The sequence below is a fragment of the Arthrobacter sp. Y3221087 genome (assembly GCF_059089905.1).
Genome location: NZ_JBNHFE010000001.1, coordinates 1,646,775 through 1,660,427 on the forward strand (window position 1 = coordinate 1,646,775; position 13,653 = coordinate 1,660,427).

Consider the following 13,653-nt stretch of genomic DNA (forward strand, 5'->3'; position numbering starts at 1 on the left):
CAGCCTTTTCAGGTTGATTACGACGGCGGGCAACCGCCCGCCGTCGTACGCTTTAACTTAGAGAACCACCCAACAATGAGGGGATGACATGACCGAGAAGGTCAAGCTTCTGAGCCACGTCGAGGCCATCAACTGGAACCGCATCCAGGACGACAAGGACGTGGAGGTCTGGAACCGGCTCGTCAACAACTTCTGGCTGCCGGAAAAGGTGCCGCTGTCCAACGACGTCCAGTCCTGGAACACCCTGACGCCGGCTGAGCAGCAGCTCACCATGCGCGTCTTCACCGGCCTGACCCTGCTGGACACCATCCAGGGCACCGTCGGCGCCGTCTCCCTCATCCCCGATGCGCTGACCCCGCACGAGGAAGCCGTCTACACGAACATCGCGTTCATGGAGTCGGTGCACGCCAAGAGCTACTCCTCCATCTTCTCCACGCTGGCCTCCACCAAGGAGATCGACGAGGCGTTCCGCTGGTCCACCGAGAACGAGAACCTTCAGAAGAAGGCCCAGATCGTCATGGACTACTACCAGGGCGATGACCCCCTGAAGCGCAAGGTGGCCTCCACGCTGCTGGAGAGCTTCTTGTTCTACTCGGGCTTCTACCTGCCCATGTACTGGTCCTCGCGCGCCAAGCTCACGAACACGGCCGACCTGATCCGCCTGATCATCCGCGACGAGGCCGTGCATGGCTACTACATCGGCTACAAGTTCCAGCGCGGACTGGAGACGCTTTCCGAGGAGCGCCGCCAGGAGATCAAGGACTACACGTTCGAGCTGCTCTTCGAGCTGTACGAGAACGAGGTGCAGTACACGCACGATCTCTACGACGGCGTTGGCCTGGCCGAGGACGTCAAGAAGTTCCTGCACTACAACGCCAACAAGGCGCTCATGAACCTGGGCTACGAGGCGATGTTCCCGTCCTCGGTCACCGACGTGAACCCGGCCATCCTCTCGGCCCTGTCCCCGAACGCCGACGAGAACCACGACTTCTTCTCCGGGTCCGGTTCCTCGTACGTGATCGGCAAGGCCGTCAACACCGAGGACGAGGACTGGGACTTCTAGTTTCTGAGTCTCGTGAGTGTCAGATGAATGGAGGCCCCGCGCTACTACTTTAGTGCGGGGCCTTCACTTATCACGGAGCGTGCACGATGCGGATGCCTGGTGGCCCTAAGGCGATCAAGCCTGTCACGGGAAGCGGTCCTGAGCGACCCCGCTCAGTCGCCTCCTGGATACCTGGCTGTCACCGGGCGCTGGTAGGGTCCGGGCATGGATGACGAATTGCTGCTTGCCCCAACCGCCACCGTCGAAGACCTCGCTGACAGGGTCGGCTACGAAGAGGACTTCCTGGGCGTCCCTGTACCTCTCCCGGCCCGGAGTGGAGACAGTCCTCCTGCCTTACACCCACTTCTCAGTGCTGATGCGCCCGGACAGGCGTCTTGCGGCGGTGACAGCGCTTGGCATTGACGGCGGCAAACTCATGGACCTGGACCGTTCGGGTATCAAATGGCGGCTGGATCCGCGGCTGCGTGAGGGCCAGCAGACAGGGGAGCGGGTTTACGCCCGCAACGACATCGACCGCGGACATTTGGTCCGGCGGGCGTCCGCTGTCTGGGGCGCCAGCCGGGCCGAGGCGGCACAGGCCAACGAGGACACGTTCCACTACACCAACGCAGCGCCGCAGGCTGCCAAGTTTAACCAGGGCATGGAACTGTGGCTCGGCATGGAGTCGTACCTGCTGGACCACGCGGCCGACCATAGCCGAAGAATCGTGGTGTTCACCGGGCCGATCTTCAGCGACGAGGACCCTGTCTACCGGGGAGTCGGGATCCCGCTGCGCTACTTCAAGGTCGCAGCCTTCATCCATGAGGGCGAACTGGCAGCCACCGGGTACGTGGTGGACCAAACACCCCAGCTGGCTGAACTGCCGGACGTGCCGCGGCCCGGCGCCGTCGAGGACGTTCCGCCGCTTGGCCCGTTCCGTACGTTCCAGGCACCTATTCGCGACATTGCGACCCTCACCGGCCTGAACCTGGACCAGCTCGTTGCGGCGGACCGGATGCCGATCGCCGCAACCCTCGGCACCGCCCGGGTCGGATCCACATGGCGGCAGCTGGGCAGCCTTGAAGATCTTGACCTGGACTTCGACCTGGAGGCCGGCTGATCCTGCAGCAACGACCGGTTCACGCATGCTCTAGCCTTTCAGGGTGACTGATGAGCAACCCCTATCCGGCGGCAACGCATGTGACTTTGTAGTCCGCAGCAGAGACACGGTCCGGAAGCCCTGGACTGAAACCACCGGGAAAGTGCATCGGTTCCTTCACCACCTGGCCTCCGCGGGCATGGATGTTCCCCGCGCCGGCGGCCCTGACAACGAGGGCCGACAGGTTCTTGAATACGTCCACGGGACACTGGCGCTCGACAGTGGACAGCTGGACCTCGAAGAGCTTCAAAGGGTCGGGGGCATCATCCGTGCGATCCATGACAGCAGCCCCTCGTGCACTCCTGCGGATCTGGAATCCTGGCCAGTGTTGATACCGGCGCCGGAGCAGGAACTGATCTGCCACAACGACCTCGCCCCCTGGAACCTAATCATCGGGGACCGGTGGGTGTTCCTTGACTGGGACGGGGCCGGGCCCAGCTCACGGATGTGGGATCTGGCGTACGCTGCCCAGTCATTCGCGGGCTTATGGGAAGGGGAAGACCCGGAGACCGCCGGTGTTCGCTTGCGTGCGTTCGTTGACGGTTACGGCGCCAGCCAGGAACAGCGCCAGCACTTGCCGGAGATGATCGTCCGGCGTGTGCAGGCCATGAATGCGCTGCTTCGGGACGCAAATGCAACAGGATTCCAGCCTTGGGCACGGATGTATGACGAGGGGCACGGGGCCCACTGGAAGGCAACCAGTGACTATGTCGGCCGACACATCGGTACCTGGCGGGAGGCCGTGGCACGCTAACGCGCCCGCAACTGTGTCTGGACATGACAGGTTCTGCAGGCCTTTTGTTCAGAACAGCGGCCAGGGCACCGCGGGCATCTCAGCTCTTGGCGCCGGGAACCGCCCTGCCGAGTGCAACCGGGCGCAGCGCGCTGCGAGCGCGGCGACTTCTTCGGCGTTGAGCAGGTCCGCCAGGTTTCGGCCCAGCTCACCGCGCAGTTCTTCCAAGACACGCTCGACGCCGTCGCGCTCCTCAGAGGTCAACTTTTCTCCCAGCCACCCCCACAGCACCGTGCGCAGCTTGTAGTCCCGGTGAAAGGTGAGCCCGTGGTCCACGCCGTGCCGGTGTCCGTCTGCCATGGCAAGGATATGGTCGCCTTTGCGGTCCGCGTTGTTCACGACGACGTCGAACACCGCCATGCGACGAAGCGCCGGCGTGTCCTCGTGGACGAGGGCGACTCTCCGTCCGCTCTCATCCTGGCCCTCAAGGACGTGTTTCCACCCGTTCCCGTGTACGTCGTAGTCCGCCGCAACGAGATCCACCGCAGTCTGGTCGGGGTCTGACTCCTGCCACAGCTGCACCATTCCTTCGCCCAAAGGACCGTCGCGGAGCCAAGTGAGTGGCACCACGTTCCAGCCGAGGACCTTGGAAACCAGGTACGCTGCGACCTCCCGGTGGGCAAGGAAGCCGTTGGGAAAATCCCACAGCGGTTTCTCCCCGGCTATCGGCTTGTAAACGACCGTGGTGTCGCCGATGCTGCCCAGGAAGGTGGCGTTCGACGCCGTCGCGATGCGACCGGTGAGGGTCAGCTCGGCAGTCAACAGGTCGGGCGCCGGCATCAGACCTCGGGCAGTGTGCAGACGTGCCCGTCGGGGTCCACGGGGTAACCGCAGAGCGGGCATGCGGGACGCCCGGCGCCCACCACCTCCCGGGTCCGCTTGGCAAAGGCGCGGGCGGTGCCAACGGGCATCCGCACGAGCAGCATCTCGGGTACCTCGCTGCCGTTCCCAGCAACCGGTTCGTCGTCGTCTTCAGGATCGGCATCCATGATGGGGTATGCCTCGATGACCACCTGCGCCGTCGTCGGGTCCCAGCCCAGGGTCATAGCCCCGGTGCGGAACTGCTCCTCGACGGGCTCGAGCTGGTCATTGTCCACGAGTTCGATGGGGGTACCCGTGGGAACGCTGAAGGGGTTGCCCTCCAGCGTAATGAGCTGATCGAGGATTTCGTCAATCTTCTCGGCGAGCTGGGCCGACTGCTGCTTTTCGAGGGCGATGCTCACAATTTGCTTACCTGTCCGTACCTGCAGGTAGAACGTGCGCGCCCCCGGAACGCCGATGGTGCCGATGACGACCCGGTCAGGCCAAGCAAACTCGTGAACAAGTGTGGGCATGTCAGTATCTTAGGCACATCAGAACTACTGCGCCGTTTGCCCACTGCCGCCGCCCACCGGCGCATCACCGGAGTTGATGCCGTTCGACAGCCACGACAGATCCCCGGCGTCGGTGTTCGTCGCATAGACGCTTGGCCGAAGTGCACCGTAGTGGACGATGGACACGGAGGAAGGGCCCACATTAATCCGCTGGAACAGATCGAGGTGCATACCGAGCGCGTCGGCCAGGATCGATTTGATGATGTCACCGTGACTCACGGCCGCCCACACGGCTCCTGGCCCGTATTCGGCTTCGAAGGCTGCATCGTGGCGTCGGATTGCTGCCACCGACCGGGCCTGCATCGCTGCCATGGATTCACCGCCGGGAAAAACGACGGCGGACGGCTGCGACTGCACGGCCGCCCACAGGTCTTCGGTCGCGAGATCACTGAGCATCCGCCCCTGCCACTGGCCGTAATCGCACTCGGTGAGATCGGGCTCGGCCGGCGCATAAGGATTACCAGCCTGCCGTTCCAGGATGAGCTGTGCGGTTTGCTGGCAACGCTCGAGGGGGCTCGATACCACCCCTGCCAGGGGCACCACGGCGAGTCGGTCTCCGGTCAGAGCTGCCTGCTCGCGCCCAACCTGGTCCAAGCAGACGCCAGCCGCCCGGCCCGCCAGCATTCCAGCGGCATTGGCTGTGGTGCGGCCGTGCCGCACGAGGATAACTGTCGCCATCCATCCAGCCTACCCAGCATCCCCACCGAAGCCCGCCGGCGCAGTTGATGCCCGGTCCGCGGTTACCGGTGGATGTGCTCTTGCCAGTCTGCCGGTACCTTGTCAGCCGGTCCGGGCGACGGTTGCTCCGGCGGCCTGGACTGGGGATCGGGAAGCCGCGGGCCGCGGAAAAACTTCTTCGTGGGAAGTTCGTAGAACCAGTCCTCCCCGGGTTCAAAGGACCTCATGACTGGATGGCCGTCGGTGCGTGCGTGGGCACTGGCATGCTGCGAGGGGGATGAATCACAGCATCCGATATGGCCGCATTGGGCGCAGCGCCGCAGATGCAGCCACCATCCCGGGCCGTCCCCGCCGAGGCACTCCACGCATCCTGTTCCGCTGGGCGTGGCGGCGGGGCTGATTCCGGGAATAGGGCGGTCTTCCATGACGTCCTCATTCTGGCAGAATCTCCGTACCTTGTCCCCACTGTCCCAGCGGGAGTATCGTGATCGCCACCGAACCATTGATCCGGAAAGACGGCGGCCATGGACGACTCGGTTCCGATCATGCTGATTGCCACCCCGGACCCGGCCTCCCGGCGCATTCTCGAAGATGAGTTACGCCGACGGTACGGTGCCGACTACGAAGTGGTGGCCTGCGCCGGCCACGCCCACGGACGGGCAGTGCTTGAGGGGCTCCGGCGCTGGAACCGACAGGTGGCCCTCATCCTCGGATGCTACGGACCGGATGACCGTGGCGGACTCGATTTCCTGCGGCGGGCCTATGGCTTCCACCCGGCCGCCAAGCGCGGTGTGGTGGTGACATGGGGCGACTTCGCCAGCGCCCCCACTGTATTCCGGGCTATCGGGCAGGGATACGCCGAATTGCTGATCATACGTCCCGAACGACCGCGCGACGAGGAATTCCACGGGGCCATTACGGATGCCCTCGATGACTGGCACCTGGCCCAGGGGGTCGGGTTCGAGGCGGTCCGGCTGATCGGGCAGGTCGGCGACGAAAGGACCCACGTGCTGCGCGACTCCCTGAGCCGAAACCACATCCCCGTGGGCTTCCACCCTGTGGGGTCCGAGACGGGGCAACGGACGCTGGAGAGCCTGGGCCTGCGGGATCCTGTGCTGCCGGTCATGGTGCTGCAGTTTACCGCTGCCCCCATTGTCCTCGAGAACCCCAGCGACCTTGAGATCGCCGAAGCGATCGGGGTAACGCGGCCCCCGCCGGCGGACAAGGTCTTTGATGTGGTGGTTGTGGGAGCCGGTCCGTCCGGTCTTGCCACCGCCGTCTACGCCTCCTCCGAGGGCCTCTCCACCATGGTGGTGGAGGGGGAAGCCGTGGGAGGCCAGGCCGGCACCAGTTCCTTGATCCGCAACTACCCCGGCTTCTCCCGCGGTGTCAGCGGAGCCCACCTGGCCTACCGTTCATTCCACCAGGCCTGGACTTTGGGCACGGACTTCCTCTTCATGCGGAAAGTGGAGAAGCTCAGCGTGGAGGGACCGCTGTACAGGGTGGTGATTTCCGATGGCACCATCGTGCAATGCCGCACAGTGGTGGTGGCCACCGGCGTGGACTACCGCCGCCTCGGGATACCGCAGCTTGAGAACCTGGTGGGCAGAGGCGTCTTCTATGGGGCAACGGTCTCCGAGGCGCCGTCGATGGCCGGAAAACAGGTCTGCGTTGTGGGCGGCGGCAACTCGGCCGGACAGGCCGTCCTGCACCTTGCGAGATACGCGAAAAAGGTGACGCTGCTGGTGCGCGGACCCACCCTGTCGGCCAGTATGTCGGAGTACCTCATCTCCCAACTTGAGGCCACCCGGAACGTGGCGGTCCGCTATGGCACGGCGGTCGTGGGGGCCCGCGATCAGGACGGGTTCCTTGCCAGCCTTAAAGTGGCCGCGACCGGGGCCGGCGGTGCAACCTCGAATGAGGAGATCGAAGCGGGCGGCTTGTTTGTGCTGATCGGTTCGGTACCACGGACCTCCTGGCTGCCCGACACCGTTGAGCGTGACCAGGCCGGTTTTCTCCGCACGGGTACCAGCCGCGCTGACAGTAAGGATGGGACCAGGCCGGACAGGCAGCCCCTGGCGCTGGAAACCAGCATGCCCGGCATTTTCGCGATCGGCGACGTGCGGGCCGGTTCCATCAAGAGAGTCGCTACGGCGGTGGGGGACGGCGCCACCGTGGTCTCGATGCTCCATACCTACCTGGCGGAGCACCCCCTGCCTGCTCCGGCCCCTGCCCCCGGTGAGGCGGCCGCGCCCAAGGAGCTCCCAGGTGACGTCCGCTTCAACTGATGCCGCACCAGTGATTGCGCCGATGCGGCGGCTGCTCTACATCGCCGCGTTCCTGGTGTTTCTTGCCGGCCTGGTGCTGTTCGTGTTTCCGCTCAGGACTGCCGAATGGTTCGCATGGACAGTCAATCCGCCCATGACGGCTGTCTTCCTCGGTGCCGCATACTGGTCTGCGGTCGGCCTGGAGGTGACGGGCGCCCGCTCGGAAAGCTGGGAGTCAGCGAGGCTCGCAGTCTGGCCCGTGTTCGTCTTCACCACGCTGACTCTTGGAGTCACCCTGATACATCTCGACCGCTTCCACCTGTCGCCAGCCGCCGGGCCCCTTGCGCAGATAGCGACCTGGGCGTGGCTGGCAATCTATGCCATCGTGCCCGTGGCGATGCTCGTGATCGGCTGGATGCAGGTCCGGTCCGGGCGTCCCGCCCCGAAGTCCGTGCCGGTGCGACGGCCCGTGCTGCCGCCCGCGCTGCGGTTGCTCCTGCTGGGAATCGCCGGGGTGCTGGTGTTGTATGGCGGGGCGCTCCTGGCAGTACCCGCTGCTGCCGCGGCGTGGTGGCCGTGGCCATTGTCCGAGCTCACTGCGAGGGCCGTCGGAGCGTGGCTGGTGGGCCTGGGGTGGTCCGCCGCGCAGGGCCAGTTCAGCGGTGACCTCCGCACCGTCCGCCCCGTTGCCCTGACCTCCGTTGCGTTCGTCATTCTGCAGGCACTTGCCCTGCTGCGGTATGGCGACGCCCTGGCATGGACGGGTCCGCCGGCGATCGGCTTTGTCACCGTACTGATTGCCATCGGAGTGGCCGGCGCGTGGGCACTCGCATTATCCCGTTCGCGGGCAGCCCGTGCCGGACATGTGCGAGGACCGGCGGCCTAAAAACTGGTCACCAGTTCGCCAAGCACCTCTTCGAGCCGGTTCGGATCGGTGGCGTCGTAGTAGTGGGCGCCGCTTGCCTTGGCGATTTCCAGCAGGGTGGGTACGTCTGCCTCGGGGCCGTAGGCGAGGGTAAAAACGAGCACCGGCGTCGAATGGTTCTGATGGTTCAGCTGTTCGGAGAGCCCGCCCAGGTCTCCGGGGTGCGTGGTGTCGTTCTTGCCGTCACTCAGTAGCACGATGGTGTTGATGAAATCTTCCTTGTATTCCTTGGCCTGCTCGCCCGCGAAGCGGCTGACGGCTTCAAAAAGGGGTGTTGCGTCCACAGCCTGAAGCTCGCGGAGCTTGGCCGTGATGTCTTCCTTGTTGGTTTCGAGCGGCGCTACCGGGCTGACGATGCCCGGCGTCAAGGGCCCGTCACCCTCATGGGAGAAAGCGGCCAGCCCGATTTCGTCCTCACCGGTGAAATGGTCCAGGGCCTTGAGAACGGCATCCTTGGCCCGCTGCAGCTTGTTTGCTGCGGGATCCTGCACCATGGACTCGGAGACGTCCACCAGGAACAGGGCCCTGGCCCGTTTGCGGACCTCGGGAAAGCTGTCCTGCATGGCAAGAAGGGCCTCTGCTTTGGGAAGCGGCAGCGGCTGGAGGGTTTCAGCGTATCGTCCGGTCCCTGCCACCCCGGGGTCCAGGTCGCCCTGAAGGGTCCGGTATCCGGAAGTCTTTACGATCTGCTGGCCTTGCTCTGTCACAGCGAACCGGAGGAAATCCTCGGCCGCCAAGCGCTGCCGGCCCTCAACCCAATCGCCGTTAAGGATTACGGCCGGGTTATCCGCCACCTGCACGCCATCGTTGGGGTAGATGGCGCGGAGGGGCTCCTGGGGCGGGGGACCGGACTGCTTGGTAATCCCGTCTTCGCTCACTACCCCCCGGTTGTAGTCCCAGACAAACTTCTCGTCCACGATGACGGCGGAGAGAAATTCCGCGACGTTCCCGGCGTCGTCGGCCTCCCGCACGTGCCACAGGAAATGCTCGGGGGTGGCCATATAGTGGCTGGTACGCAGCTCCACGGCACGCACTTTGTCCACCAGGGACGCCGCTTCCAGGTCCATGCCGTCCAGACCTCCCACGTTCCCACCGGCGGTACCGTAAGAAGCGGCAAGGGCCATGAGGCCCGACGTCGAGACCAGCGGACTGGCCTTGCCGAACTTGAACTTCCCCCAGTCGGCATGGCCAAGGCGCTCCCAGACGCCCTGGTCCTCAGCGGTTTTGAAGACATCGGACCACGAGGGCGCTTTGCTGTCCCAGCCAAGTGCAGCAGCCATGCTCTCCGGCATAGCCACCACGACGGCACTCCGCGCAACACTCCTTCCTTCCTGCGGGACCTGGCTGCCCCCGGCACCTGCTCCTGCGATGCGCAGCCAGGCTGAAGAGTCCGGCAGCCAGACTGCGGGCCGGTCACTGGCTGCGACGCCGGGGAACTGCGCAGCAACCTTCCCGGCGGACGCGCCGGATTTTTCCTGGCTGACTTCGGGTGCCACGCACTTCCCGTCCACGCTGCGGGGTTTCGCGGTGTACCCGGCAGCCAAGGCACGGACCATGTCAGCGTTCTCGAGCGAGGTGAGGATTTTCAAGGCGATGCACGGAGATCCTCCGGCGGTGGCAGCAGGACTGTCCTGCGCCAGGGGTTCACCTGGGGCAGGGGTGCTGCCATTCCCTGCTGATGAACCGCCGCCGTCTCCTGAATCGGCGGGGAAGATCAGCACCCGCAACACGAACGCGCCGCCAACAACGAGAAGCGCGACCGTGGCCGCCGCGGCGATCCACACCCAGCGCGGATAGCTCGGGTCAGTTGCTGCGCGTCGACGGCCCATGCTCGTTTCCTTTGAAATCCCCCGGGTTCCCCCGGCGTGAATGCAAATGATGAAACTGGCCCGCGGCAGTCACACCGCGGTGCGCCTAGCCCCCGGCACCTGGATACGCCCTTTGAGGATAACCCCGGCTGCCACAAAGTGAGTGTCCGGATCACATTTTTGAACCAATCCTGCGGGTTCCGCACCGGCTCAGGGGCCCCGCGGCATTCAGTGTCCGACGACGTCGAGCGCCACGAGCTGCGCGCCCTCACCTTCCGCGAAGACCGCCATCCCGGTGCATTCCTCCGCGGGGAACACAAGGTCAGTGATGGTGGCGAGCCCGTCCTGGGCGAAAATCTCCACCGAGCACCGGTCAAGGTACACCCGCAGGCGCAGGCGGCCTTCCCGCAGCGGCACGGCCACTTCCTCCACTGACGGGAAGGCTTCGTGGAAACCGGTATTTCCTGACTCCCTCCGGTCCAGGCGCAGCACGCCTTGCCCGGTGTCATAGGTGAGAAGCGTCCGCCCGGCATTACCTGCGTGAAGGACAAGGCCCACGGCGGTAGCGCTGCCCGGACGGAATTCGGCATCGATGCGCGCTACCGCCACGGCGACGGGAAGCTCCACCACTCCGGGCGGCAGAGGCCCGGGACCGTGCCGGAAGCCCCGGCCATCCGGCTCGCCGGAGAAACCGATGGCTTCCTGCCGAAGCACCACCCTGCCGTCCACCCGGGTGAGCGTGACCTCCCGCGGCAGTGACATGGCACTGCGCCAGTCTCCGGTGGGCGTGGAACCGGCGTAGTCCCAGTTGTTCATCCAGCCGATCATGATCCGGCGGCCGTCAGGCAGGTTGCTGAACGAGACTGCGGCGTAGTAGTCCCGGCCCCAGTCCAGCCAGCCGTACTCGCGCATGCGCGAGTCGTCCTGCTGGAGCCCCTCGGTGACGGTGGATCCTGACTGGAAGGCCACGCCGTCGAACTCTCCCACGAAGTACTGTCCTGCCGAACCGCCGGCGATGCCTCCCGGGTTGATGTTCACGACGAGGACCCACCGGGTGTCCCGCGGGTTTCCGTCCACCGGCAGCTCGAACAGGTCCGGGCATTCCCAGACCCCGCCGGTGGCGTTGGCGGGGCCGAACGTGCTCAGGTACTCCCAGGACTTGAGGTCGGCGGATTTGTACAGCACCACCTGCCGCTGCACCGCTTCGACGGCAACCATCACCCAGTAACATTCGCCGCCGCCGTCGTACCAAAAGACCTTGGGGTCACGGAAGTCCGCCGAGGCGCGGTCCAGGACGGGATTGCCCTGGTGCTTCGTCCAGGTCCGGCCCTCGTCCAGGCTGTAGGCGAGGGACTGGGCCTGCCGCCCGGCCAGCGGGGAGGCCTCACTGTACGCGCTCGTGTAGATGGCAACCAGCGGAGGTGTGTCCGTCGTGCCGAAGCCGCTGGTGTTGTGCTCGTCGAACACGGCCGAGCCGGAGAAGATGGCTTCCTGGTCATCGCAGGGGATGGCCACCGGTTGTTCGTCCCAGTGGAGCAGGTCCCGGGACGTGGCATGGCCCCAGGACATGTTGCCCCAGTCCGTGCCGAAGGGGTTGTGCTGGTAGAAGAGGTGGTAGGAGCCGTTGAGGTACACCAGCCCGTTTGGATCGTTGAGCCAGTTCCGCCGTGCGGAGTAATGCCACTGGGGGCGGAACCGGTCAATGAGGGACGCTGCCGGCGCGCCGGCAGCCGTCGAAAGTGAAGCCATGGTTCAGCCCTTCACGCCGCTGGAGGCGATGCTGTTGACGAATGAACGCTGGAAGGCGATGAAGAGCACGACCACCGGAACGGTGATCAGGGAGGCGTATGCCATCACCTCGCCCCAGGAAACGTTCAGCTGGAAGAAGTACTGGATGCCGATCATCACGGGCCGCAGCTCCTCGGACTGGACCACCATGAGCGGCCAGAGGTAGGAGTTCCACGCCGGCAGGAAGGTCAGGATCGCCACCGTGGCGGTGGCGGGGCCTGCCAGCGGCATGACCACCTGGCGGTAGATCTTGAACCAGCCGGCCCCGTCGATCCGTGCGGCTTCGTCCAGTTCCTTTGGGATGGACTCGAAGTACTGGTGGAACAGGTAGATGGAGAAGGCGTTGGCGATGAACGGAATGATCTGGACCTGGTAGGTGTCCAGCCAGCCCTTGGAGAACTCAAGGCTGAAGCCGTTCAGCTCGAAGTAGGGTAGCTGGTTGACCCACCACACCAGCGGCAGGGCCAGGGTCTGGAAGGGGACGATCAGGGTAGCCAGGATCGCGGTGAACACGATCTTCTTGCCCCTGACCTGCATGCGGGACAGGGCGAAGGCGCAGAGGCTGTTAACGAAGATGCCCAGGATCACGGTGACGGCGGAGACGCCCACCGAGTTGAGCAGGAAGCGCGCTGCGGGGACACGGTCGAAGACCGCCGAATAGTTGTCGAAGGAGATGTTGCCAACCGGGAGGAATGCGGCCAGTGAGGACATGTCACCGAAGATCTGCTGGTCCGGCTTGAGCGAGGACACCAGCATGAAGACGATGGGGAACGCGGCCACGACGGCAAAGAGGATGCGCACCAGCATGGTGCCGGCGTTTTTCAGGAGCAGTTGGTTTTTCATGTCAGTCTTTCTCCCGGGTGAGGTGGCGCTGCACCGCGGAGACGATCAGGACGAGGACAAAGAACACCAGCGAAATGGCGGAGGCGTAGGACGTCTCCTGCTGCCGGTAGCCGGACTGGACGGCCTCGTAAATGATGGTGGTGGTCGAATCCATGGGTCCGCCCTGGGTCATCACGCTGATCTGGTCGAAGAGGCCGAGGGCCTGGATGGTGATGGTGACGAGGACCAGGCTGCGCGTGTGGAAGAGGCCCGGCCAGGTGACGTAGCGGAACTGCTGCCACCGGCTGGTTCCGTCCAGCTGCGACGCCTCGTACAGCTCCCCGGAGATGCCCTGCAGCCCCGCAAGCCAGATGATCATATGGAACCCGGCGGCCTGCCAGATGGACAGGATGATGATGGCAGGCATCGCTGTATTCGGATCCCCGAGCCAGTCCGGCCCGTCGATCAGGCCGAAGCTGACGGCGGAGAGGATCTCGTTGACCAGGCCGTCCTTGCGGTACATGAAGAGCCACAGCAGTGAGACCACCACCATGGAGGTGACCACGGGCAGGAAGTACACGGTGCGGAAGAAATTCACGCCGCGGAACTTCTTGTTGATCAGCAGCGCCATCACCAGCGCCAGGCCGGACTGCACCGGAACGATGACCACGGTGAAGTAGGCGACGTTGAGCAGGGCGCGGTAGAACGTGGGGTCCGAGAAGAGCCTGGCGAAATTGTCCAGGCCCACGAATTCGACCGGACGCGGCGAGATGAGCCGGGCGTTGGTGAAGGCCAGCCCGAAGCCGAGGATGGCCGGGATGAAGATGAAGGCCAGGAGCAGCAGCGCCGCCGGGGCGATCATGCCCCAGCCGCTGAGCTGCTCGCGGCGGAAGCCGGGCCGGCGGTGGGCCCTGCGGTCCTTTCCGTCAGTGCTCGACGGCGGCAGCGCGGTTTCGGGGGCGGCAGGGCGCGGGCGGGTGGGAAGGTCAGTTGCCATG

General features: G+C 65.0%; 13 protein-coding genes. 5 read left to right on the forward strand and 8 right to left on the reverse strand.

Annotation, left to right across the window (positions count from 1 at the left end; genetic code table 11):
* Window positions 1-88: 88 nt before the first annotated feature.
* From nrdF to AC5RUO_RS07835, 3 genes are all read left to right on the forward strand, one after another.
* The gene (nrdF, locus tag AC5RUO_RS07825; RefSeq protein ID WP_494050598.1) at window positions 89-1,063 is read left to right on the forward strand and encodes a class 1b ribonucleoside-diphosphate reductase subunit beta; all 975 of its coding nucleotides are present in this window, start codon (window positions 89-91) and stop codon (window positions 1,061-1,063) included.
* 223 nt (window positions 1,064-1,286) lie between these two features.
* On the forward strand, window positions 1,287-2,162 hold the full coding sequence (locus AC5RUO_RS07830; protein WP_494103197.1) for a DNA/RNA non-specific endonuclease: 876 nt from the start codon (window positions 1,287-1,289) through the stop codon (window positions 2,160-2,162).
* Window positions 2,163-2,304: 142 nt separating this feature from the next.
* Window positions 2,305-2,955: a phosphotransferase gene (locus AC5RUO_RS07835; RefSeq protein ID WP_494103198.1), complete on the forward strand. Its 651-nt coding sequence runs from the start codon at window positions 2,305-2,307 to the stop codon at window positions 2,953-2,955.
* Between the two features lie 48 nt (window positions 2,956-3,003).
* On the opposite strand, the gene AC5RUO_RS07840 is transcribed toward AC5RUO_RS07835, so the two are convergent.
* From AC5RUO_RS07840 to AC5RUO_RS07855, 4 genes are all read right to left on the reverse strand, one after another.
* A complete protein-coding gene (locus AC5RUO_RS07840; protein ID WP_494103199.1) occupies window positions 3,004-3,774 on the reverse strand; it encodes an SCO1664 family protein in 771 nt (256 codons plus the stop codon).
* The gene (locus tag AC5RUO_RS07845; protein WP_494103200.1) at window positions 3,774-4,328 is read right to left on the reverse strand and encodes a DUF3090 domain-containing protein; all 555 of its coding nucleotides are present in this window, start codon (window positions 4,326-4,328) and stop codon (window positions 3,774-3,776) included. The genes AC5RUO_RS07840 and AC5RUO_RS07845 overlap by 1 nt, the downstream gene beginning before the upstream one ends.
* A 24-nt stretch (window positions 4,329-4,352) precedes the next feature.
* The gene (locus tag AC5RUO_RS07850; RefSeq protein ID WP_494009336.1) at window positions 4,353-5,045 is read right to left on the reverse strand and encodes a histidine phosphatase family protein; all 693 of its coding nucleotides are present in this window, start codon (window positions 5,043-5,045) and stop codon (window positions 4,353-4,355) included.
* A gap of 62 nt (window positions 5,046-5,107) precedes the next feature.
* The gene (locus AC5RUO_RS07855) at window positions 5,108-5,470 is read right to left on the reverse strand and encodes a UBP-type zinc finger domain-containing protein (RefSeq protein ID WP_494009335.1); all 363 of its coding nucleotides are present in this window, start codon (window positions 5,468-5,470) and stop codon (window positions 5,108-5,110) included.
* Between the two features lie 99 nt (window positions 5,471-5,569).
* On the opposite strand from AC5RUO_RS07855, the gene AC5RUO_RS07860 reads away from it, so the two are divergent.
* Both AC5RUO_RS07860 and AC5RUO_RS07865 read left to right on the forward strand, forming a co-directional pair.
* Entirely contained in the window at window positions 5,570-7,333 is a 1,764-nt protein-coding gene (locus AC5RUO_RS07860; protein ID WP_494103201.1) for an NAD(P)/FAD-dependent oxidoreductase, read from the forward strand.
* Window positions 7,314-8,198 carry a hypothetical protein gene (locus AC5RUO_RS07865; protein WP_494103202.1) on the forward strand — a complete coding sequence of 295 codons (885 nt, stop codon included), beginning with the start codon at window positions 7,314-7,316 and terminating at the stop codon, window positions 8,196-8,198. The genes AC5RUO_RS07860 and AC5RUO_RS07865 overlap by 20 nt, the downstream gene beginning before the upstream one ends.
* Here AC5RUO_RS07865 and AC5RUO_RS07870 read toward each other — a convergent pair.
* The 4 genes from AC5RUO_RS07870 to AC5RUO_RS07885 form a co-directional block, all read right to left on the reverse strand.
* Entirely contained in the window at window positions 8,195-10,066 is a 1,872-nt protein-coding gene (locus AC5RUO_RS07870) for a vWA domain-containing protein (protein ID WP_494103203.1), read from the reverse strand. The genes AC5RUO_RS07865 and AC5RUO_RS07870 overlap by 4 nt on opposite strands.
* A 207-nt stretch (window positions 10,067-10,273) precedes the next feature.
* On the reverse strand, window positions 10,274-11,794 hold the full coding sequence (locus AC5RUO_RS07875) for a glycoside hydrolase family 32 protein (protein WP_494103204.1): 1,521 nt from the start codon (window positions 11,792-11,794) through the stop codon (window positions 10,274-10,276).
* Between the two features lie 3 nt (window positions 11,795-11,797).
* Window positions 11,798-12,676, reverse strand: coding sequence for a carbohydrate ABC transporter permease (locus AC5RUO_RS07880; RefSeq protein WP_494103205.1), 879 nt, complete (start codon window positions 12,674-12,676; stop codon window positions 11,798-11,800).
* A 1-nt stretch (window position 12,677) separates the two neighbouring features.
* Window positions 12,678-13,652, reverse strand: a complete 975-nt coding sequence (locus AC5RUO_RS07885) for a carbohydrate ABC transporter permease (RefSeq protein WP_494103206.1) — start codon at window positions 13,650-13,652, stop codon at window positions 12,678-12,680.
* Window position 13,653: the final 1 nt, after the last annotated feature.

What these genes read in the sequence shown, in the direction of transcription:
- AC5RUO_RS07845 (WP_494103200.1), bottom strand. Translation starts at nt 4,328, where the DNA reads ATGCCCACACTTGTTCACGAGTTTGCTTGGCCTGACCGGGTCGTCATC.
- AC5RUO_RS07860 (WP_494103201.1), top strand. Translation starts at nt 5,570, where the DNA reads ATGGACGACTCGGTTCCGATCATGCTGATTGCCACCCCGGACCCGGCC.
- AC5RUO_RS07885 (WP_494103206.1), bottom strand. Translation starts at nt 13,652, where the DNA reads ATGGCAACTGACCTTCCCACCCGCCCGCGCCCTGCCGCCCCCGAAACC.
- AC5RUO_RS07870 (WP_494103203.1), bottom strand. Translation starts at nt 10,066, where the DNA reads ATGGGCCGTCGACGCGCAGCAACTGACCCGAGCTATCCGCGCTGGGTG.
- AC5RUO_RS07850 (WP_494009336.1), bottom strand. Translation starts at nt 5,045, where the DNA reads ATGGCGACAGTTATCCTCGTGCGGCACGGCCGCACCACAGCCAATGCC.
- AC5RUO_RS07880 (WP_494103205.1), bottom strand. Translation starts at nt 12,676, where the DNA reads ATGAAAAACCAACTGCTCCTGAAAAACGCCGGCACCATGCTGGTGCGC.
- AC5RUO_RS07855 (WP_494009335.1), bottom strand. Translation starts at nt 5,470, where the DNA reads ATGGAAGACCGCCCTATTCCCGGAATCAGCCCCGCCGCCACGCCCAGC.
- AC5RUO_RS07875 (WP_494103204.1), bottom strand. Translation starts at nt 11,794, where the DNA reads ATGGCTTCACTTTCGACGGCTGCCGGCGCGCCGGCAGCGTCCCTCATT.
- AC5RUO_RS07840 (WP_494103199.1), bottom strand. Translation starts at nt 3,774, where the DNA reads ATGCCGGCGCCCGACCTGTTGACTGCCGAGCTGACCCTCACCGGTCGC.
- nrdF (WP_494050598.1), top strand. Translation starts at nt 89, where the DNA reads ATGACCGAGAAGGTCAAGCTTCTGAGCCACGTCGAGGCCATCAACTGG.